Annotated in this window: 30 protein-coding genes and 1 pseudogene; all 31 read right to left on the bottom strand. The window is 44.7% G+C overall.

The genetic code is table 11. The annotated features are described in order from the left end of the window. Nucleotides 1–6: 6 nt before the first annotated feature. The 31 genes and pseudogenes from Q8R38_03730 to Q8R38_03580 all read right to left on the bottom strand — a co-directional run bounded on the left by Q8R38_03730 (nucleotide 7) and on the right by Q8R38_03580 (nucleotide 23,111). Nucleotides 7–831: a DUF4912 domain-containing protein gene (locus Q8R38_03730; protein MDP3791137.1), complete on the bottom strand. Its 825-nt coding sequence runs from the start codon at nucleotides 829–831 to the stop codon at nucleotides 7–9. Between the two features lie 17 nt (nucleotides 832–848). Next, on the bottom strand, nucleotides 849–1,295 hold the full coding sequence (locus tag Q8R38_03725) for a hypothetical protein (GenBank protein MDP3791136.1): 447 nt from the start codon (nucleotides 1,293–1,295) through the stop codon (nucleotides 849–851). A gap of 60 nt (nucleotides 1,296–1,355) precedes the next feature. Beyond that, nucleotides 1,356–2,117, bottom strand: a complete 762-nt coding sequence (locus tag Q8R38_03720) for a glycosyltransferase family 2 protein (protein ID MDP3791135.1) — start codon at nucleotides 2,115–2,117, stop codon at nucleotides 1,356–1,358. A gap of 77 nt (nucleotides 2,118–2,194) precedes the next feature. Then, nucleotides 2,195–2,554 carry a hypothetical protein gene (locus tag Q8R38_03715; protein ID MDP3791134.1) on the bottom strand — a complete coding sequence of 120 codons (360 nt, stop codon included), beginning with the start codon at nucleotides 2,552–2,554 and terminating at the stop codon, nucleotides 2,195–2,197. A gap of 17 nt (nucleotides 2,555–2,571) precedes the next feature. After that, nucleotides 2,572–3,027, bottom strand: coding sequence for a peptidoglycan-binding domain-containing protein (locus Q8R38_03710; GenBank protein MDP3791133.1), 456 nt, complete (start codon nucleotides 3,025–3,027; stop codon nucleotides 2,572–2,574). Nucleotides 3,028–3,102: 75 nt separating this feature from the next. Continuing rightward, complete coding sequence (locus Q8R38_03705) at nucleotides 3,103–3,723, bottom strand: N-glycosylase/DNA lyase (protein ID MDP3791132.1); 621 nt, start codon at nucleotides 3,721–3,723, stop codon at nucleotides 3,103–3,105. A gap of 26 nt (nucleotides 3,724–3,749) precedes the next feature. Further along, a complete protein-coding gene (locus tag Q8R38_03700; protein MDP3791131.1) occupies nucleotides 3,750–4,652 on the bottom strand; it encodes an FAD-dependent oxidoreductase in 903 nt (300 codons plus the stop codon). A 38-nt stretch (nucleotides 4,653–4,690) separates the two neighbouring features. Further along, entirely contained in the window at nucleotides 4,691–4,927 is a 237-nt protein-coding gene (locus tag Q8R38_03695) for a glutaredoxin domain-containing protein (GenBank protein ID MDP3791130.1), read from the bottom strand. Nucleotides 4,928–4,942: 15 nt separating this feature from the next. Beyond that, entirely contained in the window at nucleotides 4,943–5,338 is a 396-nt protein-coding gene (locus tag Q8R38_03690; protein MDP3791129.1) for a class II SORL domain-containing protein, read from the bottom strand. A gap of 41 nt (nucleotides 5,339–5,379) precedes the next feature. Then, nucleotides 5,380–5,856 carry a ferritin-like domain-containing protein gene (locus Q8R38_03685; protein MDP3791128.1) on the bottom strand — a complete coding sequence of 159 codons (477 nt, stop codon included), beginning with the start codon at nucleotides 5,854–5,856 and terminating at the stop codon, nucleotides 5,380–5,382. 24 nt (nucleotides 5,857–5,880) lie between these two features. Then, the gene (locus Q8R38_03680; GenBank protein ID MDP3791127.1) at nucleotides 5,881–7,065 is read right to left on the bottom strand and encodes a flavodoxin domain-containing protein; all 1,185 of its coding nucleotides are present in this window, start codon (nucleotides 7,063–7,065) and stop codon (nucleotides 5,881–5,883) included. Then, nucleotides 7,065–7,553, bottom strand: a complete 489-nt coding sequence (locus Q8R38_03675) for a flavin reductase family protein (GenBank protein ID MDP3791126.1) — start codon at nucleotides 7,551–7,553, stop codon at nucleotides 7,065–7,067. The genes Q8R38_03680 and Q8R38_03675 overlap by 1 nt, the downstream gene beginning before the upstream one ends. A gap of 37 nt (nucleotides 7,554–7,590) precedes the next feature. After that, nucleotides 7,591–8,436 (bottom strand): thiamine pyrophosphate-dependent enzyme, encoded by an 846-nt coding sequence (locus Q8R38_03670; GenBank protein ID MDP3791125.1) that lies wholly within the window; start codon nucleotides 8,434–8,436, stop codon nucleotides 7,591–7,593. Beyond that, the gene (locus Q8R38_03665; GenBank protein ID MDP3791124.1) at nucleotides 8,433–10,106 is read right to left on the bottom strand and encodes a 2-oxoacid:acceptor oxidoreductase subunit alpha; all 1,674 of its coding nucleotides are present in this window, start codon (nucleotides 10,104–10,106) and stop codon (nucleotides 8,433–8,435) included. The genes Q8R38_03670 and Q8R38_03665 overlap by 4 nt, the downstream gene beginning before the upstream one ends. After that, the gene (locus tag Q8R38_03660) at nucleotides 10,106–10,291 is read right to left on the bottom strand and encodes a ferredoxin (protein MDP3791123.1); all 186 of its coding nucleotides are present in this window, start codon (nucleotides 10,289–10,291) and stop codon (nucleotides 10,106–10,108) included. The genes Q8R38_03665 and Q8R38_03660 overlap by 1 nt, the downstream gene beginning before the upstream one ends. Nucleotides 10,292–10,320: 29 nt before the next feature. Then, a complete protein-coding gene (locus tag Q8R38_03655; GenBank protein MDP3791122.1) occupies nucleotides 10,321–10,479 on the bottom strand; it encodes a rubredoxin in 159 nt (52 codons plus the stop codon). Nucleotides 10,480–10,560: 81 nt separating this feature from the next. Continuing rightward, nucleotides 10,561–10,890, bottom strand: coding sequence for a 4a-hydroxytetrahydrobiopterin dehydratase (locus Q8R38_03650; GenBank protein ID MDP3791121.1), 330 nt, complete (start codon nucleotides 10,888–10,890; stop codon nucleotides 10,561–10,563). Between the two features lie 15 nt (nucleotides 10,891–10,905). Continuing rightward, nucleotides 10,906–11,409, bottom strand: a pseudogene (tpx, locus tag Q8R38_03645) (thiol peroxidase). 21 nt (nucleotides 11,410–11,430) lie between these two features. Beyond that, on the bottom strand, nucleotides 11,431–11,652 hold the full coding sequence (locus Q8R38_03640) for a NifU family protein (protein ID MDP3791120.1): 222 nt from the start codon (nucleotides 11,650–11,652) through the stop codon (nucleotides 11,431–11,433). Between the two features lie 61 nt (nucleotides 11,653–11,713). After that, nucleotides 11,714–13,003 carry a hydroxylamine reductase gene (hcp, locus tag Q8R38_03635; GenBank protein ID MDP3791119.1) on the bottom strand — a complete coding sequence of 430 codons (1,290 nt, stop codon included), beginning with the start codon at nucleotides 13,001–13,003 and terminating at the stop codon, nucleotides 11,714–11,716. Between the two features lies 1 nt (nucleotide 13,004). Then, nucleotides 13,005–13,253, bottom strand: coding sequence for a hypothetical protein (locus tag Q8R38_03630; GenBank protein ID MDP3791118.1), 249 nt, complete (start codon nucleotides 13,251–13,253; stop codon nucleotides 13,005–13,007). Beyond that, entirely contained in the window at nucleotides 13,250–14,086 is an 837-nt protein-coding gene (locus Q8R38_03625) for a 4Fe-4S binding protein (GenBank protein MDP3791117.1), read from the bottom strand. Before Q8R38_03625 ends, Q8R38_03630 begins: the two co-directional genes overlap by 4 nt. Before the next feature lie 3 nt (nucleotides 14,087–14,089). Further along, nucleotides 14,090–14,494: an Rrf2 family transcriptional regulator gene (locus tag Q8R38_03620; GenBank protein MDP3791116.1), complete on the bottom strand. Its 405-nt coding sequence runs from the start codon at nucleotides 14,492–14,494 to the stop codon at nucleotides 14,090–14,092. A gap of 144 nt (nucleotides 14,495–14,638) precedes the next feature. Further along, complete coding sequence (locus Q8R38_03615; protein MDP3791115.1) at nucleotides 14,639–17,536, bottom strand: hypothetical protein; 2,898 nt, start codon at nucleotides 17,534–17,536, stop codon at nucleotides 14,639–14,641. Between the two features lie 167 nt (nucleotides 17,537–17,703). Continuing rightward, entirely contained in the window at nucleotides 17,704–18,111 is a 408-nt protein-coding gene (gene gspG, locus Q8R38_03610; protein ID MDP3791114.1) for a type II secretion system major pseudopilin GspG, read from the bottom strand. Between the two features lies 1 nt (nucleotide 18,112). Further along, nucleotides 18,113–18,970, bottom strand: coding sequence for a helix-hairpin-helix domain-containing protein (locus tag Q8R38_03605; protein MDP3791113.1), 858 nt, complete (start codon nucleotides 18,968–18,970; stop codon nucleotides 18,113–18,115). Then, on the bottom strand, nucleotides 18,927–19,481 hold the full coding sequence (locus Q8R38_03600; protein ID MDP3791112.1) for a type II secretion system protein: 555 nt from the start codon (nucleotides 19,479–19,481) through the stop codon (nucleotides 18,927–18,929). The genes Q8R38_03605 and Q8R38_03600 overlap by 44 nt, the downstream gene beginning before the upstream one ends. 1 nt (nucleotide 19,482) lies before the next feature. Next, nucleotides 19,483–19,875: a type II secretion system protein gene (locus Q8R38_03595; GenBank protein MDP3791111.1), complete on the bottom strand. Its 393-nt coding sequence runs from the start codon at nucleotides 19,873–19,875 to the stop codon at nucleotides 19,483–19,485. A gap of 46 nt (nucleotides 19,876–19,921) precedes the next feature. After that, nucleotides 19,922–20,455 carry a hypothetical protein gene (locus Q8R38_03590; GenBank protein ID MDP3791110.1) on the bottom strand — a complete coding sequence of 178 codons (534 nt, stop codon included), beginning with the start codon at nucleotides 20,453–20,455 and terminating at the stop codon, nucleotides 19,922–19,924. Then, entirely contained in the window at nucleotides 20,452–21,882 is a 1,431-nt protein-coding gene (pilM, locus tag Q8R38_03585; protein ID MDP3791109.1) for a pilus assembly protein PilM, read from the bottom strand. The genes Q8R38_03590 and pilM overlap by 4 nt, the downstream gene beginning before the upstream one ends. A gap of 2 nt (nucleotides 21,883–21,884) precedes the next feature. After that, entirely contained in the window at nucleotides 21,885–23,111 is a 1,227-nt protein-coding gene (locus Q8R38_03580; GenBank protein ID MDP3791108.1) for a type II secretion system F family protein, read from the bottom strand. Nucleotides 23,112–23,117 lie beyond the last annotated feature (6 nt).

The following is a 23,117-nucleotide window of genomic DNA, read 5'->3' as shown; positions in this document are numbered from 1 at the left end:
AATGGGTTATTCCGTCTTCCTTGTGACGACAGGTGTAATTTTGCGCTTGTCTATTCCGTCGCAGGATGTCGCCTCAACGGGTATAACCTGTTTGCCATCGGGCAGTGCGGATCTTAAAGTGAAGCTGCCATCCGGCCTTAAATCTATGGGTTTGCCCTGGATGGTGACTTTTGCGTCCGGTTCTGTGGCTCCATATACGATAAGCTCCGTATTTACAACGAGCCAGAATTTTCTACCCTCGGGCTTCCTGTAAAACGAGGCGCCGCTGGAGATCTGCGCGCTACTTATCTGCTCTTCCAATTTTTTATTGAACATTTCCCGGACTTCAAGAGAGCCTTTGCCTATACCAAAACCGCCCGACAGGCCGAACATCTTCCAGTATTCATCTTCGGGCATCATCCATTCGGCATCCAGCTTATCCGACATACCATAACGCGGCGTTCTGACGGTATTGGACCTTGCTAATAGATAAAATTTACCTTTTTTAGTTATTATGCCTATATCCACCAGCCATGACCTGTCCGGTGAGCCTACATTTATATACCAGGTATTGGCAAGTCCTTTTAGGTCAATATCGAAATAGGAGTGGGCATTAGAGCCTGTGAAGCTTATATCGGTAACATCGTAGACACGTAGGATGGATTTTAAGACTTCGTCGTCTTCGGACTTTATCCTTTTTATGATGGCATCTTCTTTGCCGCGTTGAATCTCCCAATAGGCGAATATCCACCATGGGTCTCTTACAAGCACTACGATTTTATTATCGCCGTAACCTGAAGGAAACCTGAACTGCTTTCTCTCCCTGATGTGCGGAGCGGAGCTTTTTGCCATAAGAAAAAACCTCCCTGTTAATCTTCGACTTCCGGAGCGTTTTCATCCTGAATGGGCTCTTCTTTTTCCACGCTTATGACTTTCGCGATATTCTTACCGGCGCTTACTATATAGGTGACGTCTACCCAATCGCCCTTCTTTATATCCGCTATGGTCTTGGCATTTTCCAGTTTTGAGGATCCGTCAAGAGTGATCTCTGTGGATTTTTCTTCGTCGTTATCGTAGTCGTAATACTGCACCATCATGGAGAGGGCCTGTACATTAACCGTCTGTACCTCGCCGTATATGGAAAGTTCGCTTAATTTTGGTGCCTCTTCTTTTGCGGGTGTCGCGGCAGCGCTCGTCTGTGCTACTTCTTCCTTTGCGGCAGCCTGGGTATCTTCACTCTGAGCGAAGACCGGCCCCGCCGCGGCAAATGTCATGATTGCGGATATCAGTACTGCATATACCAAATACTTTCTCATCCCACACCTCCTTAAGTAATTTTAAATGTTATCATACCGGCCACATAAAAGTCAATATCTTTAAGCAACTATTTTAGCGCCTCTAATATCGAATATAGGAAATGAACTCAGAGACTTTTTCTGAAGCTTATATTGCAAGGCTCCTCTTAATACACCTATGCCGTACTTAACACTGCGAAAAAAATTTATAGATGATGACTCTTTGGTATATTGCGCCGGACACGCTATCTCTCCTATCCTATACCCGAAATAAAGCGTTTGTAATATTATCTGGCTATCGAATACAAAATCATCTGAATTTTCCAGTATAGGGATATTTAAAAGCACCTCCTTCGAAAATGCCCTGTATCCTGTATGGTATTCCGATAATCTTTCGCCTACAATATTATTTTCCAGAAAAGTGAGCACCCTATTGGCCGCGTATTTATATACCGGCATACCGCTTTTCACGGCCTTACTGCCAAGTACACGCGAGCCCAGCACTACATCGAACATGCCTTCTGATATCAGTCCCGCCATCTGTGTTATGAGTCTGGCAGGGTACTGGTAGTCAGGGTGAAGCATTACTACTATGTCCGCCCCTAATTTAAGCGCTTCCCGATAACATGTCTTCTGATTGCCGCCATAGCCTAAATTCCTGTCGTGAACGATAGTTCTCAAACCAAGTGTTTTTGCGATGCTTACGGTGTTATCGTTTGAGTGATCGTCGGTAAGAATAATATCATCGACCACGCCCCTCGGTATCTCATGGTACGTCTTTTCCAAAGTCTTTGCCGCGTTATACGCCGGCATTACTACGACTATTTTCTTGCCGTTTAACATACTGTTATTCTACCATAAAAAACAAACTGCGGCGGTGTTAGTTACACCGCCGCAGTAAAATAACGCTTACAAATAATCTATTTTTTTGGCGCGGACTTTACCTGGAAATCTTTCGCTGCCTGGGCCGCCATCTTATCATAAGAAGCTTTTAACGCGACTTTTTCGTCAAGCAGCTTATCATATTCGCTCTTCAACGCGCTCTTTTCATTCGCGGCCGTCTCCAGCCCAGCCGCCAAATCCATCTTTTCCTTCAGTAAATTCTCATACTCCGACCTTAAGCCGTCTCTGGACTTGGTAAGTATATTCAATTTTTCCTCAAGCGCGATTTTTTCGTTCAGGAGCGCCTCATACTTATTCTTCGATACTCCGCATCCTGCGACAGAACCCGCGACAAGGGCAACTAAAATGATCAAAGCCGTTATTTTAAAAAACTTCATAGAAATCCATTCTCCCTCTACTGCTTTAAATACTTCTCAAGCTCCGCCCACGTCTTCGGGCCAACTTTACCGTCGGCCTTTAAGCCCCTGGCCTTCTGGAATTCTACTATCGCCCTCTTTGTCTTCGGACCGATCTTACCATCGATATTGCCTGCATACAACCCGGCTGCCTGCAAAGCCGTCTGTATCTGCTTGTTGTGCTCTATCTTATCTGTTGCCGCCGCCTGGCCCATCTCTTGGGATGGAGGAACCGCCGCAGTAGGAGGTATCGTCTCCTGACTTACCATCTGCGCCGGTGCCGGCTCAGTCACGGGAGTTTGCGACACAACAACCTCTTCTGTCATTACCACCGCTTCGGTGGGCTCTGTCTTCACCATATCACCCTCTGTCTGCACTTTGCCTTTACAGCCAAAAACAGCGAGAGGCAGTATTATAAGGCCCGCTACAAAAACCACCATTAAACCTTTTTTCATCTATACCTCCTTCCAGATATATTTTCTTTTTGAATTATAAACCTTTGTTCATTTTATTGTCAAGGAATATCTGGCCTATTTAAATATCTGGCCTGTTTCTTTTTGCCAGAACAAAAGATCGAGTTCGGCAAGCGGTATCTTTATACGTTTCGCGAACGCTTTCGCGCGCTCTTCTATATTAAGGTATAGCCTCGGGGTAAGAGAGGCTGGAATATTATCTATAGCGCCGTATCGCTTTAAATTTTTTAATATGTGCCTGTCTAGGATAGCTATGTCCTGCCCCATGCCAATATTGCGCAGGAAATGGCTGGCTTCCTTATACCCCAGGCCTTTTATTTGGCTTACAAGAAGATCCCGTATCTTTATAGCGTTGCCGCATTCAAAAATACTTTTATCGAAACACGCCCTCGCGCCGACTATATATTCGGCTTTCTTATTATGGAACCTGGCTTTCCCTTTAAGTATATTACGTATAGACGCGGCATTACCTTTAAGAAGAAGGCCTCTTTCTTTTAGTTCCTGTATAGCCTTATCGCAGTGGCGGGCATTTGACTGCGGAGTGAGAAGACAAAAACAAAGCTCGGAAAATATTTCATCTTTTTTCTTTTTACCTATATTCTTAAATTCTTCTAAACGTTCCTTGATGGCCGTTTTTTTGTTTCTATATTCCTCAGTTAATCTTTTATACCTTGACATCGTTCTTATATTCTGCGGCTTAAAATTTATTTACGCTGGTTAAGGTAACGAAAAACTCCCAGCGACGCTTTAGAGCCTTCGCCTGCCGCGATTATTATCTGCTTTTCCGGAACATCGGTCACATCTCCCGCCGCGAATATTCCCGGAACATTTGTATGATTAAAAGAGTCCACCCTTATTTCGCCCAATGAATTTTTAGCTATGTCAGGAGCGAAATGCGAATTCGGTATAAGGCCTATCTCCACAAAAACTCCTTCGACCGGCAGCTCCCGCGCCTTGCCTTCACTCTCTACCTTTATACCCGTAACCATCTTGGCGCCTGTTACACCTAAAACTTTAGTGCTATTCATGATAGATACAACTTTTGATTCCTGGACTTTTTCTATCATTACAGGGTCGCCCGTAAGACGGGCAACTATATTTATAAGATAAACACGGCGCGCGATCTTTATCAACTGCAAAGCCGCGTCCAGCGCGGAATTTCCTCCGCCTATGACGGCGACATCTTTACCGGCAAATAACGGGCCGTCGCATGTCGCGCAGTAGGTAAGGCCCCTGTTCTTAAATTCCTTCTCGCCCGGGATATTCAGCTCTCTCGATCTCTTGCCGGAAGCGATTATGACGGCCTTTGACTCATATGTACCCTTGTCGGTCTTTACAACAATCTTATCGTCTGACTTCCTAACGTCGACAACATCCTCTGTCTCTTTCATTGGGATGTTATACTTGCGCATATGCTCTTCGAATTTTAAGGTAAGCTCGGGCCCCGTGACAAACTGGTAGCCTGTGTAGTTTTCTATGTCGCCCGACCAGGCAGCCTGCCCGCCGATATCCTTACTTATTACAAGCAGGCTTATTCTTTTGCGGATGGCGTAGATAGCGGCTGTAATACCGGCCGGCCCTGCGCCGATTATAATGAGATCATACATAATATTAGGGGGCAAGGGTCAAGAAATATGCGACAAATTTAAAGGCCCAGGCTCTTCTTTATTTTTTCCCTGTCAAATCCGACGATAAGCTCTCCATCGATGTCTACCACGGGAACACCCATTTGGCCGGACATCTTTATCATCTCCTGTGCCGCGTCCTGGTCCCTGGAAACATCTATATCCTCAAAACTGACAGCGCTCTCTTTTAAAAACTGCTTTACCCTTACGCAATACGGGCATGTGGGCGTAGAATAAACTTTCACTTTTTTTGCCACGAGCTCCTCCTGATTTCAAGCAACTTCCAATTTCTTCGAACTCTGCCACAGGCCGTGTATGTTGCAATAAGATGACACGAGGATCATGCCCGGCTTATCGGTCTTGAATACCGCAATACCCTCCGGGTGGGTATAGACGGTGCTCATATTGGGTCCGGCCGCGGATTCGCCGTGCGCGTCAAATTCAAACCTACCTATCTGATACGGGAACTTCTCACCGTCGGGTAAAAAGAATAAGGCTATCCACCTTATATGATGTTCGGTGGTATTAGGATGCGCTATTTCCTTACCTACGGCTAAAGATGCTTTTACCCATTCGCCCTTTTTGCACTTATCGGGCGCGTCGATAACCGGGACGTGTTTCTCCTTCTTCCAGTCCGCGGCCTGAAACAACTCTTTCAACTCTGCCATAAATCACCTCTCTTGTCTACACCGGCCCGGTGTAAATATATCTATCCGAGCAGATCCTCGAATTTTTCTTCGTGACCGACTTCTTCCGCGAGAATGTGGCAGACCAGCTGATAAGTAACGTGGTCTTTGCCTTTTGTCTTTTCAGCTATCTTCTGATAAACGTCTATCGCGCCGGCTTCCGCGTCTGTGACAACTTTTATCATACCTTTATAATCTGATGTGCTCTTGGGCGGCTTCGGATAAGGCGCGTTGCCATGCTTTTCGATATCCGAGAAGTTGGCCAACGGCAATCCGCCGAGCTCCTGAATTCTATTGGCTAGTTCTCCCGCATGCTCCGCTTCGTCTTTCGCTATCTCCTCCATAAATTCACTCATATCCTCATACGCCATGCCTGTGCATGTTCTCGCCATATACAGATACGAATAATGAGCCAGCCATTCATCGGCATAAGCTCTGTTTAAATCATTGATCAACTCCTTAACGTTAACCCCCGCTATCTTCGTTCCTTCTTTACCCATTTTACTACCCTCCCTTTCTATTTTTTACAGTTTACCCGCAAACTCTTTACCATAATCATAACACTTTTTCAGATCATTTTCATCAGGCATATACTTAAAAGAGATCGGCGGCATCACCACATCTATTCCCAACTCCTTCACGCTCTTTTCCATCGACGCTATAGCGCCACCTGCCCAACCATACGAACCAAACAGCCCCGCAACCCTGCCTTTCGGTTTCAGGCCTTTTATAAGCTCCAGGAACCCCGCTATCGATGGGAGCATGTCGTTATCGTGAGTCGATGAGCCGAATAGATACCCTTTAGCGTCAAGCATCTGGCCTATAACTTCGGTCCTATCCGACGATGTAACGTCAGCGAGTTTCACCGATACTCCCGCATCTGATATCCCTTCAATAATTTTGCGAGCCATCTTTTCTGTAGCGCCCCACATAGTCTCATAAACTACAACCACCTTCTTCTTCGTATCGTTCCTTGCCCATGATACATACGCGTTGATAATCTTCGCCGGATCCTTGCGCCATATTATACCGTGGCTCGGCGCTATCATAGTGATAGGGATGTTCATCTTCTCTACTTCTTCTATCTTCTTCGATACAAGGGAGCTTAGCGGCCACAGAATATTCCCGTAATATTTTGTCGCTTCATCCATAAGCTCGGCCTGATCGACTTCATCGTCAAATCTTTCGCTGGTCGCGTAATGCTGCCCAAAAGCGTCGTTTGGCATCAGGAGTTTCTCTTCGGGACAATATGTGAACATGCTGTCGGGCCAGTGGATCATCGGCGCTTCTATAAACTGAAGGGTCCGCTTGCCCAAAGAGAGTTTGTCTGCCGTCTTTACAATCTGAAAATCCCAGTTCTCATAATAATATCTGTAGAGGCCTTCTTTACATTTTGCGGTGCCGAATACTTTTGCCTTAGGACACAGTTTCATAAGTGCCGGCATAGCGCCCGAATGGTCCGTCTCAACGTGATTCGCTATCACGTAATCTATCTTTTCAGGCGGTACAATAGCGCGTATCTTTTCTATCAATTCACCGGCAAATGGCCCGTAGACAGTATCGATAAGGGCTATTTTGTCGTCTACTATAAGATATGAATTATATGTAGTGCCTCTTTGGGTATTATAGGTATGGCCGTGAAACGTCTTTACGTTCCAATCGACCACGCCGACCCAGTAAATCCCTTTTTTAATTTCTAATGGCTTCACTATTTAACCTCTCTCGATTCTCCTCTTATGAACGTCGGTGCCTTAGACGGAGTAGTTCCTTTTTTGACATTGTGGTAGTAGTCGTATGTCATGACTTTACCCTGTTTTAATATCGCCGATTCTTTTACGCATCCCAAAAAAAGCCCATGAGTGCCGCAATCAAAATGATTTATAACATCCGCTTCCAGATAGGCAACGGAATAATCTGTGACCACGGGACAGCCTGATTCGAGCAATTTAAAGCTCGTATCCTTAAATTTATCCTCCTGCCTCCCGGATTTGAAACCGAACTTTCCTATAAAGGCAAGCGGCGTATCTTCTTCCAGCATAGAGACCGCAAAATGTTTACTGGCCTCTATATGCTCATAAGTAAGATTTTTCTTATTTATGCTTATAGCTATCGTTACGGGCACGCTCGTTATCTGGAATACGGTATTGGCTATCTGCCCATTAAGCGCCTTATCCTTATGGGACGATACTACGAACATGCCATAACTTATACTATGTAACGCGTTGGGATCCATATTATATGCAATTATTTTTTAGATATTCTTTTATCTTAGCACATCTATCGAATGTCTTAGTTTCTATACCAAACTGCTCATCGAATGTCGGCTTCTCTTTCTTGTATATGATACCAAGGGGGATCTTGCCGTCATTATTATAATCCCATTCGCGTATCTTTATAAGCGAATCCTGATAATTTGAAGAATCGTGATCCTTAAGTTCATAAACTCTTTTTTCATAGTATTCATAAAGGTTGCTGTATGTGACGCATACCTGCAGGACATCGACAAGAGAAAACCCTTTGTGCAGTATCGCTTCCTTGAATATTTTTTTCAATAATTCTATACCGTGCGAGGTGCCGCGCGCCAAATACGTCGCGCCGCTTGAGAGCATTACCTCTAAAGGATTTATGGGCATCTCCTTAGTGCCAAACGGGGTGGACCTGCCCTTAAATCCTAAAGGTGAAGTCGGTGTATACTGGCCGGTCGTAAGGCCATAAACGCGGTTATTATGTATTATCATCGTTATATCTATATTTCTCTTCGCGGCAAATATCAGATGCTCTATGCCTTCGCCGTAAGTATCGCCGTCACCGGCGAATCCTATGACTTTGAGGCCTGGCCTGGCGAGCTTTATGCCCTCGGCCGCCGGAGCGACCCTGCCATGTATGGAATAAAAACTGTTGGTATTTATATAATCGACTATCTTCGCGTGGCAGCCTATGCCTGATACCAATACCACATTTTCCAAACCCAATCCTTCTTCGGACAAAGACTGTAAAACGGTCTTTATAGCGCCGAGTATCGCGAAATTGCCGCAGCCTATGCACCATGTATTTGGAGCCTGGGTACCTAAATTTATCATAATGTCTTCTTTAACTTACCTTCCAGCTCATCGACCGAGAATGGCCTGCCGTCATACTTTAGTATCTGGGCATCTATATTTATGCCATAACGGTTCAAGAACGTCCTTAACTGCCCTGTAGCGCTATTTTCCACGAGAATTATCTTCTTAGCGCCTTCTATGGCCTTTTTGAATACTTCTATAGGGAAGGGCGACAGCACGACCGGCTGCACGACCTTTAAATTCAATCTTTGCGCGGCCTCTATACACACTCCTTTATTCGAACCCCAGCATAATACCACCGTAGATGAATTTTGGTTGCCGTATGTTTTAATCGTCTCATGCCGCTGAACTTCTTCCAGTAAAAATTTTATTTTCAATAATCTCTTATCCTGCATCCTTGTCGTAATTTCCGGATCTTCGGTAGTCAGCCCATATTCATCATGTTCATAACTATTTACCTTTATCACAGCGTCTTTATCCGGCACTATCGCGAGCGGCGACACGCCCGTATCGGTAATCTGGTATCTTTTGTAAGGCGGCTTGCCTTCCCACAATTCCGAGGAGCCAATATCAAGCTTGTCTACGGAATCCACATCGATATTATATACCCCTTCTCCCATGGTCTTATCCGTAAGTATTATAGAGGGTATTTGAAATCTTCTGGACATATCCATGCTTACCGCGGACCAGAAATACGCTTCTTCCGCGTCGCCGGGCGCGACAATAAACCGGACAAACTCTCCCTGGCCGGCGTGAAGAGCAAAATGAAGTTCTGTCTGTGATGAATAGGTCGGAAGTCCTGTGCTCGGGCCGGGCCTTTGCCCCATAACAATTACGACAGGCAATTCAGCCATTCCCGAAAAACTCAAGCCCTCCGTCATAAGACAAAATCCGCCGCCTGATGTGCCAACAGCAACAGATTCCGCGCAGTAGGAAAAACCGAGCGCCATCAATATCACCGCTATTTCGCTTTCCGGGTGCAGCACTTTAAGATTGAACTCATTTGCGGTATTTGCCAGAAAATGAAGTATTGGAGACGAAGGCGTCATCGGATAAGCTATATATGTCTTCAGTCCGCCCTTTATCAATCCTAAGCCTACTGCCTCGTTGCCCGTTACCAATGGCAGAGGCTTTCTATCCAGAGGTTTTATCGAAGCTAAAGCGTTTACGCTATCGTAACCGCGGCGGGCAACTTTTAAGTTTATTTCTATATCCTTGGTAATCTCTTTTTTCAGGACCTGTTCAACGACATTCCACTCTATGCCGATGGCCTTGGCAAAACCACCGATGGCGCAGGTATTGCGCATTATCTCAGACGCTCCCTCTTCCTTCAATATCTTGCCTACCGGCAAACCTATGGCGTTTTTTACGGGGCAGATGAGCCCGTCGCACTTTACAGTATCGGCGTCATATATTATTATGGAATTTGCCTTCAATTTCGAGGTATGAAAACTGACGGCGTCCTGATTAAGGGCAAGGAGATAATCTATGCCGTTCTCGTGCGCCCATATCCTCTCGGACGAGGCACGAACGATGGAGAATGTGTGACCACCTCTTATCACTGACGGATAGTCGCGATAAATATAAACGCTGTAACCGAGCCTGTTTATCATATAGGATATGATAGAGCCCGACTTATCGATACCGAATCCGGCCGTTCCTGCGACAAGAATGGAAAAGTTTTCCATTAGTCGATAAATATCGCGGTTACGGGACACTCATCAGTAGCTTTCCTGCAAGTGTCTTCCACATTTTTTGGGACTACAGAACCTATTACAACCGCTTTGTCGCCCTGCATCTCGAAAACTTCCGGACATGTCGACACACACAACCCACAGCCTATGCAAATATCAGCATCTACTCTTGCCTTCACTTTTATCTTCCTCCTTAGTTTTTTAAAGACTATACTTTCTCAAACTCACTTTTTCCAGCACCGCATTCGGGACATACCCAGTTATCCGGCAGTGCCGAAAAAGGGGTTCCGGCCTTAACACCATTGTCGGGATCCCCTATCGCGGGATCATAGATATAACCGCATACGGTACATCTGTATTTGTCCATTGCATTCCTCCTTATTCTATAAATTACTTCTTAGGCTTCTTCTTTCCGCATTTTCCGCAACTCATCCCACTCACCCCCTTTTTAACCTATTTCATCGATAATTTTTGCCATTATAAAATCATTTTCTGTCAAGCCGCCCGCCGAGTGGGTCGTAAGCGCTATCCTCACTTTATTATACACTATGGTCATCGTTGGATGGTGGCCCTGATCTTCGGCAATGACGGATACAAGATCGAGAAAATATTTCGCTTCCACGAAATCTTTGAACTTGAACTCTTTGGATATCTTCTTGTCTTCAACCAGTTGCCATCCCCTGGATTGGGCAAGAAGCTTATCGATAACCTCTTTTGGCAGGCTGGGAATACCGCCTTCACAGGGTTTGCAATGGGAAGGGAGCTCATCTTTTGCCAAGCTTTCCGGACTCTTCAGAACATCCTTAAGATTATTAAGAACATCGTTATAATCAGGCGGCGTGGTCAATTCATCCACCACCTGAACGTATCTTATGGCGTCTTTTTTATCGACTATTATCACAGACCGCGCCAATAAATTTAACTCTTTTATCAGCAATCCGTAATTTATACCAAATGAGGAAAATCTATAATCGGATAGGACAGAAATGTTTTTAATCTCGTTATCCTGGCAGAATCTTGCCTGGGCAAAAGGCAGGTCTTTGCTTATCCCGACGATAGCAACATCCCCGGAGAGGCCCGCCGCCTTTTTATTAAATTCTTTCACCTGAAGATCGCAAACCGGAGTATCGAGCGATGGGAACGACGTCAGAATCTTTATCTTGCCACTAAAAGCGGCGAGAGAAATTTCTTTGAGGTCCTGCGATATAACCCTGAAATCCGGAGCCAAGACACCGGCCTTGGCGGGCCTTCCAACAAGTGTAAGCGGACTGCCTTTAAAACGTATTTGCCTAACCATTAGTTACACCCAGCTTTTTGGTTATGCCGCGACCACTTCTTTTATACCGGGCACTTCTTTTTTCAGTCTCTGCTCTACGGCGTTCTTCAGAGTCATCTGGCTCATCGGACAACAGCCGCATGCGCCGGTAAGTTTTACTTTGACAACTCCGTCTTTTGTGACATCGACAAGTTCTATATCGCCACCGTCTGCCTGAAGCATCGGACGTATCTTCTTTAGTGCAGCTTCCACTTTGTCTTTCATTACATTTCTCCTTATATTGAGTCTATCATTCTAACACATAACTAACTTTTAATAAAGAATATTACTTCTTCAGTATTTCTTTCAGATCTTCTTCCGGCGTCTTGATCAATTTAAGGTCAAACTTCTCCTGCAGCACCTTGAATACATTGGGCGTTATAAAGGCCGGGGGCGTAGGGCCTATCCTGATGCCTTTTATCCCTAAAGATAAAAGCGTTAAGAGAATTGCCACCGCTTTCTGCTCAAACCACGAAAGAACAAAAGATAACGGCAGGTCATTCACGTCGCAATTAAAGACTTTCGCAAGCGCCAGCGCTACCTGAACACCTGAATATGCATCATTGCACTGACCTAAATCTATAAGCCTTGGCACTCCCTCGATATTGCCGAAATCTAATTTATTGAAACGGTACTTGCCGCAGGCAACTGTAAGTATTACACAATCCATCGGGACCCTTTCGGCAAATTCTGTGTAATAATTTCTTCCCGGCTTCGCTCCGTCGCATCCGCCTATTAAGAAGAACCTCTTTATCTTACCCGACTTTACCAACCCCACAATCTTATCGGCAAGGCCAAGAATAGCCGTATAGTGGAATCCGGTCAATATCTTCTTGCCCGGCGCTGCCGCAAGCACCGGAAGCTCTTTTGCCTTTTTTATTACGACGGAGAAATCATGACCCTCTATATGCTTGGCGCCCGGCACTCCCGGTATCCCTACGGTAAAGAGCCTGTCAAGATATGAATTAGGCGGGGGTATCATTACGCAATTGGTATTTACTATTACAGGGCCTGAAAAGGCGGCAAATTCCTTCCTCTGATCCTGCCACGCGCCGCCATAGTTTCCCGCAAGATGCTTAAATTTCTTTAACTCGGGATAACCGTGCGCGGGAAGCATCTCTCCGTGGGTATAAATATTTATGCCGGTACCTTCCGTCTGCTCAAGAAGGTCGGACAGCATAAGAAGATCATGTCCTGTAACAAGTATGCCGTGGCCGGCTCTTGTACCAGTATCGACTTCGGTAGGAGTAGGGTTGCCAAATCTATCTGTATGCGCTTTGTCGAGAACTTCCATTATCTTCAAATTCATCTGGCCGCACTTCAATACCATCGCCAGGTGCTGATTAAGATCGAAACTCACGTTTGTAATCGTCTTAAAAAGCGCTTCGTGCATAAACGCGTCGACATCTTCATTGCGCGCGTCCAGCTCTCTGGCATGGTACGCGTAAGCCGCTATCCCTTTTAACCCATACAGAAGCGTATCCTGAAGGCTCTGTATATCCTCATTCTTTCCGCAAACCCCTATCTTAGTGCATCCTGTACCGCCAGCTGCTTGTTCACACTGATAACAAAACATCTTACCCCTCCCTTTCTTTTTTATCACTTGTATACTTATTATAAACATCCTTGCCAATACATTCCTTGGCGTATTTACACCACATAAAACAGCCCTGCTCTATATTTTTAGAGATAATAGCCCCGCAGCTAAAGCAGGTGGTCTTTATCTCATCGCTCCAGATCTCGGCCTCTTGGCCGCATGCGCTGCATCTTATCGCTTCCGGATAAGGCTGCTTAAACCTGCCTGAACCGGGACACTGAAAGATCATTTTAACCTCTCACCTTTTATACTTATTGTAACGTCTTCAAACGGCACCTTTTTACCGGACTCGGCTATCGCGTCTTTTATTGCCGGGAGAAGTCCGAAACAACACGGAACTTCCATGTGCGCGTATGTTATGGACTTTATGTCATTATTGCTTATTATTTGGGTTATCTTCTCCTTATAATATACGACATCATCCAATTTCGGACACCCAACGAGCAAAATCCTGCCCTTCAATAAGTCTTCATGAAAATCGGGATAGGCGAATCCCACGCAATCTGCCGCTATAAGGATATCGGCTCCGTTTAAAAATGGCGCAAAAGCCGGCACTAACTTTAATTGCACCGGCCATGTCTCCAGTTGCGACTGATTTTTTTGGACAGCCGCTTTATCTTTTTTTGAAGCTTCCTTCCTTCTTGAATCAATAACTTTCGATCCGGGACACCCGCCCCTGGAAGGATGAATTGTATTCATAAGATCACCTGGCCTCATTTTTATGCCCTTTGCCACAAGAAAATCCATAGCCTCTTTCAAATAACCGAATTCGTTGTGCTCCTTAAGATGGCTTAAGTGCGCTATTATTGTATTTTTACCCTGCTTTACGATATTCTCCATTACCCTCTTTTCATCATACTTCTGGGCCTCTCTTTCCTCTATATTAATAGCGCCCTGCGGGCAATGGCCGATGCAGGCACCCAGTCCGTCACAAAATAGATCACTTATCAGCCGCGCCTTACCGTCTATTATCTGCAGCGCTCCTTCAGGGCAGTTCGGAATACACAACCCGCAGCCGTTGCATTTTTCTTCATCGATCTTTATTATCTTTCTCTTTGCCATTGTTTATTGCCCCTCCATTATTGACGCTATTGTTATGGTCTTTAATTCCGAAAACATATGATCTTCTATAGTATCTATCTTGTGCTTAAGAAAGCAGGCCCTTCTATTTGGGCATAACTCTTTTTTGAAAAAACATTCGTTCAGCTTGAACGGACCCTGGAAAGCCTCCATAATATCTGTCAAATATAATTTCTTTGGATCTTTCGACAATATAAACCCGCCGCCCGCGCCTTTATGAGATTCGAGAATGCCTTTCTTATTAAGCGTCTGTAATATCTTCCTTAAGAATGGGTGCGGTATCTTTAATGTCCTGACCAACTCGGTCACCGACACTATCGCATTCTTCTCCTGCGCCATATGGCATATTGCCCTGACAGCGTAGTCCGTATTTCTCGATATCAATTTCATATAATAGGCTCTTTTCTATCCATGCGTAAATGATACCATATTAGTCTCATTTGTCAAGAAAAAAATGGAGACGTCTTCCGATCGCATCGGGAAGCTGTCCCCCATGAGGGGCAGCTTCCCGATTAACTTGGAAAGCGTCTCCAGTTATACGGATTGCATGAGCTGACGGTTCGCTTTGTGCCATTCATCGAATGATTTAAAGTCCGCGGGTTTTATTTCCAGCAAATGCCCGGCAAATATCATGCCCAATATTTCATCTATATTTTTGTCGTCAAAATCTGTTCCATTTTTTATCGACAACTTAAGAAGCGCGATGAAGCTATTTTTTAAATCCTCTGGGGGCGTCTTTTCATCCCCATAATCTCCATTGACATACCTGGCGCATTCGAGCATTCCCATATCGGCAAAAAATTCTATTGCGGGGTTGGTCTGCTTACCCTGTTCAATTTGGACCTGCACTAATTTTATTCTATCTCTTATATCTTTCATTCTTTCCTGATACCCTAATTTTGTCAGGACATCTCCTATCATTTGCTCCACGTCCTCACGCGTGTCCTTGCCCTCTCTTATTCTTATCTCCATAAGCGGGGCGCGCTTCAGCAGATCATTTTCAACAAAGTTCTTTAACTCTATTTCCAATAATTCTCTTAATTTCGGCATCCAAACACCCTTGTCTGCGTTATCCACATAGCTACTCAAATGAATATCGGGCCCAACAAGGTTTCGCGCTATCTGACCGAATCTTCCCACTAAAGCCTCATCTCCATCAGACGCAACAAGGCTTATTATGCGAGTGGCCGTATCCTTAAGAGAGCTTGCCACTCCTACAGCCGGCTCTACGGCAGCTTCGTATATTGGTTGACCAATCGGTTTTGCGACGGCTGTAGCCTGTTCAGCGGGAAGTATCAGCCGTGGCTGACCTCCGACAATTTCGGCGAATGGTCCAACTACGGGTATCCCGCCTATAGTTGCGGAAGGCGCCTGAACAGTCGGCGTCACAGGCATAGCTTCTTCGGCCTTTACCTGGCCTTGAGGTGAAATCAAATTAAATATGAAAGCGTCTCGGCTGACCTCCGTTAATATGGCGTTGGCCCGCGCGATAACATCAGCGCCCGCATCACGAGCGTATTTTATGGTGGGGCTGACGCCTTTGGCAAGCTCCGCTTCCGTGAAGGTAATTACCTTGTCTTCGCCATCCTCCATTCCCTTTATAGGAACTTTCTTGTCTATTATCAGGGTAAAATCCTGCCCTCTCATTATCATTGAGATAATAGCAACCGCGAGCCTGAATTTCGCCAGGTTAGCCGGACCTTCAACCCTGACGGCAAGTACTGTATTCAGGAAATTTACCACCTGTAAATTCAATACTGCCGGGATCGCGGTATCGATAACATTTTCCAACGCTGTCCTTTGTCCGGCCAATCTACTTAAGTACGGGCTTTCATAACCCGCAGGGTTGGTAAACTTAGGCATTACGGAAATATAGGAGACGTTTTCTTTTCCGAACAATTCCCGTAAGTTCTGGGCATGAAAACCTCCGGTAATTATTATGGAATTCGGCCTGGCATGGTCGGTGAATTTTATATTTTTAACAAAAGCTTTATCCCTTTCCAGGGAGCACTCATAAAACGCTTCCATCTTTTCGCGGTACACATCCAGCCTGCCTATGCCGCTATCGAGCTTAGCCTGTATCTTGTAAAGAGGCGCTTTCGCGTCGATAAAGCGCGTGAAGTTCTCCACGCTGAAACTGGCGCGATGCTCCTGATAATAGGCATAATCTTCCCGAGTAAACGAAATATTGAACATATTCTTTTCCAGTATAATATTTTTGGATAAAATACCGAGCTCTCTTTGCGTATCATTTTCATACAAAGATTCCTGTATCTTGTCTTCCAGCGCATCCATCTCTTTAGCGACTTTCGTCCTGTCTATAGCGCTGTATATTGAAATGTATATTATATATTTTTCCAGTTCCGGGTAATTTTTCAGCTCCAACTTTATAGATTTGGCCTTTCTTGCAAGATAAGCGTAAAAGTCTGCTTGAGATATGCGCTCTATCTTCATCTGTCCGACCTTTGCCAATAGTTCCTCAATTTCATTTTTAGACAGGACCTTCTTTAATTTATCGACCACCTCATCTTTTTCGTTGTTGGCGCGTTTAAAATTTATCTTATCCTCTTCCTCAAGAGTCTGGTTTAAAAGATATATATTAGGAAAAGATTTTATATTGATCATGCTTTCCCCAGCTGCCGCTATGAGGCATTTTATGTAATCTTTAAATCCAATCTTGCCGTCTTTGTATTTCATATAATTATTATCAAAATCCAGCAGCTGCGGCGAATAGATATGCCTTTTAAGGTTATCAAGTATATACGCTATGGATTTTATATACCTGCCTGCCTCGCTTTTGTAAGTAAGAGATTCCCTGTAAACTTTTAAATTTTTCATATAAAGGCCCGCGTCTTCCACTCCCCAAAGATCTACATTTTGAGGATTGTTGACCGCGAAAAACTCGGCCGCGCTCACAACACCTTCCTTCACAAAATAATCTGATGTCTTTTCGCGTATATCTTTTTCCGGTATGTCCGTAAATACGGACAGGTCGTAGCCTTCGGAGCCGCCTTCGCAATTCACAGCGTTTACGCCGTATTCCTTAGTCAGGTAATCCAATATTCCTGCTATAGACTTCTGCGCCGCGTAATTACAATGCGCGTCCTGTATATGTATTACTGTTTTGGAAGAGTTGGGCATATTCACGGCTTCCTGGATGTAGCCGAGTTCCTGTGGTATTGTAAACGTGCCGGCGCTAAGCTCTTTCAGAGGCGCTGGGCCGCCCGCATTTTCAGGGCCGACGCTAGTAAGCCCTGCTATGCTTTCGGCAGCCCAAGATTTACCTAACAGTAAATCGCCCCCTACTGAATTAACTATAAAGACAAGGGCGGTGAATAAAATAAAAAAGGGCTTCAAGAAAGATAGTCTGTTTCTCATCTTCCTTAAGCCCAACAACACCAAGCCTGGCGTATTAGATCTAGCGTCTAACATGAAACTCACCTCTAATACTACATAACTTTATAAATTTTTTTATAAAGTGTAACAAAAAAATGCACCTCTTCTATTCTTCACTATAAAGTATACCACATAATCATGATGTTGGATAGCTTACTTTTTTATGTGCTAACCGTATTTACCCACCGGGTGGGTAAGACGGTTTATTGCTTCTGCCAATTGCCAATAACGTCCGCGCCTTCAACCCCGCTTTTGCCATTTGACCACAGATCGTAATCGTGAGTCCTATGCGTGCCGGGGCTTTTATATTGATATGGATTATTCCATGGGTCCAACGGCTTCTTATCCAGATAAGGCCCTTTCCAATTCTTAGCCGAAGGAGGCGCTGAAAGCAATGCCTGCAGCCCTTCATCAGTCGTAGGGAACGCGCCATTATCGATCTCATAAAGTTTCAACGCTGTCGCGATATTCAGGTCAACATCGGCCTGCGCAACGGCGATGCGGGCCTGTTCGGATCTGCCGGCCATACGAGGAACTATCATAGCAACGAGAATGCCTATTATTATAACAACGAGCATAAGCTCAATGAGCGTAAAACCTTTTTTAAGCATATTAAAGTTCCTCCCAGCGTTTAATCTTATCTTTATCCACAACAATATTATACCTCATCATTGCCTTTTCGAGAATAGTAGTTTCAATATTCAATGTAAAAGCCTGGGATGATGTGACAAGCGCGTTCTGGCTTATCAGCTGGACAAGCTTCGCCTCCTGGGCCTCGAATAATGATGAATAAGAGCGCAGATTATTGATTATTTCGGTTGTACTTGCGAATATACCGTCATCTGCCGTGCCTTCTTTACCGTCGGGTCCCGCCCTGAAACTTTTTATCAAATCTATCAGGCTCGTATCTAACCCCAAAACTTGTAATACTTGCGTATCAGCGGTATTTATATTGACGCCGCCGGAGCCATAAACCGTTATGATATCTTTACAGCTGTTGAAAGCTTCCTCGCTTACGCCTTCTATCAAAAGCAATCCCTCTTTAACATTGAATGGCTTAAGTTTCGATTCATACACTTCTTCCGCTAATTCCTTATCAAAACCCGGGAGCCTTGAAATCACATCCATAGAAGCTGTATTTATATTTATATTGCTCTCTTCGTCGGTCAGCGTATAGGTAAATTTCCACCTGCCAAATTCATGGACCTGCTTTTCCTGTAATTTCGATATGGTGTCGAGAGGCTCCTTTCCCGACGCTTGCTTGGCCTTGAACCAGACACACGCGGCTTTGGCCAGGTATTGGCCCGTCACCCTGCCCTCAAGAACCTGGGCAACCTTTAAGCGCGATGAGACTATGCCGTATAGGCCGACGCTTAAGATAGAGAACGCGACCAGTACCCAGACAGACACCACAAGGATACTGCCTTTATTGCGCGATAGGTATGAATATTGTCTTTTGAAATTCTTCATTATGCGATTTGCCTTTAAACCTTACCGCGATAAATATGCCGTCTTCTTTCTTCCACTCATCTTTCCACTCAAGGCTTTTAGAATCCTTGTCCATCTTTAAATACTGGGCCGAAAATTCATCCAAAGGAAAAGCGTTTTTTTCTACGGATTCGACCTTCATTTTTTCCTCGATAATATCTTTTATCATCGTCTCGCTTCTTTTGATAGCTTTCGCGGCCGCGTCAAAAGAGTAGGAGACCTTCACAATTTTGTTTCCCGATAATCCCGGAAAAGAAAAACTTTTTATATCGCCTTCGAAGCCTATAGCGGGCACATCGAGGCTCTGACGCAGTTCTTTGGAAACGGTTTCGAAGTTCAATACCATATCATTTATCCAAAGTCCGGAGGTCGTGGCGCGATCCCATAGCTTGATGCCTGAAAAAAAGCTCATCGCTATGCCCAGCCCTATAAAAGCAAATATCGTCATCGCAAGAAGCGTCTCTATGAGGGTGAATGCTCGTTTGTTATGCATATTATTCTTTCCTGCCAAAATCGATATACGTCGCGACGACCTCATCGTAGGACTTTGTGCCCTCCAGCCACTGCGCGCTCAATACTATACTATTGATATTCTCCTTGCTGTCTTCGTCTATCTTTATCAGGCTTATATCAGACCTGACGGTAAACGCCTTAAAATTGATGGTGATATTCTCGTTGATATCATCGAGCTTATCTATTCCTTTAAGCGCCTGCTCTTCAATACCGCTCATCTTTTCTCCGAGAAGATTCAAAGCAAGTATCCTGTGCTCACCGTTATTTATGGCGCTGGACGCCGAGAGGAAAGAGCGTGCTATCATAATGATGCCGATTGCCAGCACCGACACCGCTACCATGAGTTCTATCAGCGAAAACGCTCTGTTCTTCACCCCGCACATTCTCCTACTAGCCCGCACATTGAAGAATGTGCGGGGTTCATTTGGGGACAACCAGGCTTATAATGGCCTCTATCTTTATAAGAAGAGCCTGCTCATCCTTGGAGGACATACTCATCTTATCGAGTTTTATAAGGAGGGTGTTATTCTGGATCTTGTTAATAAAGTTGAATATTTGGGATAGGCTCCCTTCGGCGCGAAACTCGGCATCATATTTTTTATAATCGCTTGTGTCCTCTACCTCGCTGTGCGGTGAAAGATTAATTGTGGACACACCCGCGTCTTGAGCGGTCTTTTCCACTTCTTTTAAGAATTTAGCGAATATCTCCTGCTCCGATATGCCCGCGACCTTCTCGATATAGGGCTTCATCTCCTTGCATTCAGCCGCTATCTTGTCTTTTCTTTTCTGGATATCGAGCCCGGATTTCAGCCTCGCCTCCTCAATTTTTATCTGTTGAACTGTTGAATTGGCCTTACCGCGTAACCCTGAAAACAGGAAGCGCTCTATCAAAAAGAAGAAGATAAGGGCCCCTATAACATATATAAGCGTCTTTTCTCTTTTACCTATCTTCATCCCACCGCCGTCTGTTTCTTCGAAAGCGAAACGATAAAGGTTATTTCAAAATCTGTCAGTTCGCGGTCCTTGACTTTTTTGGTCCTGGTATATTTGGTGGCTACATCCTGAAAATATTTTGAGTTTTCAAGCGTGGTCACAAATTTAAATACATCGGAAAGCTTAACGCCCTGACCTCTAAGCGTAATGGAATTACCCTGCTCTATAGAGATATAATTTATTATTATTTCCGAGGGCACCAACTTCTCTATTTCATTAAGCAGTAAGAGGGGAATATTGCGTTGGTATATAAAATTTTTCACAAAACCTATCTTCTTGTACTGGTCCACGAGGTTGCCTATATCAAGCTCTATAAGCTTATTCCGCTGGACCAGCCGCTTAAGATAGAACTGACGGTTATACTGGCCTGCCCAGATAAAAGCCATTATTATCGTAAATATATAGAATAACGTAATGCCCAGCATGGTAAGGTCTTTCGTCTTCTCTTTAAGCGACTTTTTAACTATCATTTCAGGCAGGGCAAAGGAGAGCCGCTTACCCTTATCCTCAACGGCAAAATTCGCGACAGCCGTAAGCGAAAGATCCGGCGGTATTTCAAGCCTTTTTAACTTTCCTGAGTCCGATATAGGATTCGGAATAGCGCTCACCGAGACATCGAATTCTTTCTTTATGGCGTCTGCTATATTTCCTTCCGAGATGCCCGAAATAAATATAGCGGAGGGTTTTTTATTTATGGATTCGTTCTTATGGAATATCAAGAGAGACTGCTTTATCTCGCCTATAAATTTGTTCAATTCGCTGTTGGCAATGACATCCTTTACTTCAAACGCAAGCGTTCGGCTAAAAAGTATGTTTTCCCTGTCAAAAATTATAAAATCCGTATAAGCGGAATCTATATCGAGAAGAAGGTACAGATCATTCGCGCTTATTTGGGATTTAAACTTATTGGAAGCCCACTGCCATACACCGTAAGAACTTAAAAAGACGTTCTCCATCTCTATACCCGCCGCGTCCAATATCCTCTGGTACCTCTTCAATACATCCTTATGGACTATCGCGAGCATCTGCGCGGTATAGCCTAAAGAGTCCGTCCGGAGAGACAGATGGTCAAATACTATCTCCTCCTTTTTATAGGGCACTATCCTTCCCACATGCAGGTCTATCATCTGGGAGATCTCATCAGGGTCCTGGCTAGGCAGGTGCAGGTTTCTCATGGTAACAAGGTTTCTGGGCAGATTAACAACGACCGAATTTATCTTACGGCCCGCTTTGCTCAACATCTCCTTGATAATCTTGGTGATCTCTTCATCCTTGAGGCCCTGCGACGATTTCACAAAACAGTCCAGGGGGACTTCCCGCTCGGCCGTCCTGGCTATCACAAGTTTAATATATCTGTCGCCTATCTCAAGCGCTGTGGGGGTTCTCATAATTAATGCACTATCTGGGTTACCTGGAACGTGGGCAAAAGTATAGAAAGCACTATAGTGCCTAAAATAATTCCAAGGGCTAATATTAAAACGGGCTCTATAAGAGAGGAGATTATGGCTATATCGGCTTCTATCTGCTGTGTATATGACCTCGACAATTCATCTAATACTTCCGAAAGCCTGCCGGATTCCTCGCCTACGGCTATCATCTTTACAAAAAACGACGGCAAGTTCGTAGAGGCCCCCATGCTTTGCGCTATCGATTGTCCCGAAGCGACATCGCGGCAAACCGATCTTATCTCTTCTTTTAAGGCATCATTCTCTATACCGGGAGTTATTATTTCCAACGACCTTAACGCGGGCACGCCGCTTTTCAACAAAAGTCCCAGAGAACGCGACAGATGCGCCAGCTCCTGATTCTTGCTTAGATTTTTTATAACGGGAAGGTGCGACTTTATCTTTCTTGTTATGTTCTTAAAATAAGGCGCGCCCTTCTGATAATATATAAATATCACTGTGGCGGCGATCGCTAAAAGCACCACCCACCATATCTTATTGGATATAACGCTTATATTAAGTATTATCTTTGTTATCGCCGGAAGTTCTTTCGCGCCGACATTTTCAAATATAGGTTTAAGTTTGGGAATAACAAAATTTATTAGCACAAATATACTGGTAAGGCCCACTATAAGCAGAAGCGCCGGATACGCGAGGGCCGTAAGCACTTTTGACTTCAAGCTCTCTTCGCGGCTCATAAATTCGCTTATCTGATCGAGGCCCGCATCAAGATGACCGCTTGCCTCGCCGGCCCTGATTATATTTATATACAGGGACGGGAAAATTTCGGGATAGCGGGCAAGGCTTTCGGAAAAATGAGTGCCTTCCTTTGTGCCATTATAGAGTTCCAGTATTATGGATTTAAATTTTTCGTTTTCGGTCTGTTCATACAGGATCTTAAGGCTTGGTAACAACTCTACCTTTGCCCTTGTAAGGGTAGCGAGCTTTCTGGTAAAGACCAATATCTCGCCGGCGCCTATTCTACTGCCGCCCAGTTTTAATTGAAATTTTTTTGTCTGCTTTTTTTCTTTAGGGGCGGATTCCGTTATGCTTACGGGGAAGAGTCCCCTGGCCATGAGCCTCTTGAGGGCTTCGTCCTGATTTGACGCTTCTATCTCACCTTCGAACGTCTCGTCAAGGCCGTGTTTTGCTTTATACAAAAATTTCGGCATTTAATA

The sequence above is a fragment of the Candidatus Omnitrophota bacterium genome, from assembly GCA_030695905.1.
Lineage (GTDB): Bacteria > Omnitrophota > Gorgyraeia > 2-01-FULL-45-10 > 2-01-FULL-45-10 > CAZHPY01.
Note: the sequence above shows the minus strand (reverse complement) of the source record. Positions and strands in the feature narration are given on the sequence as shown.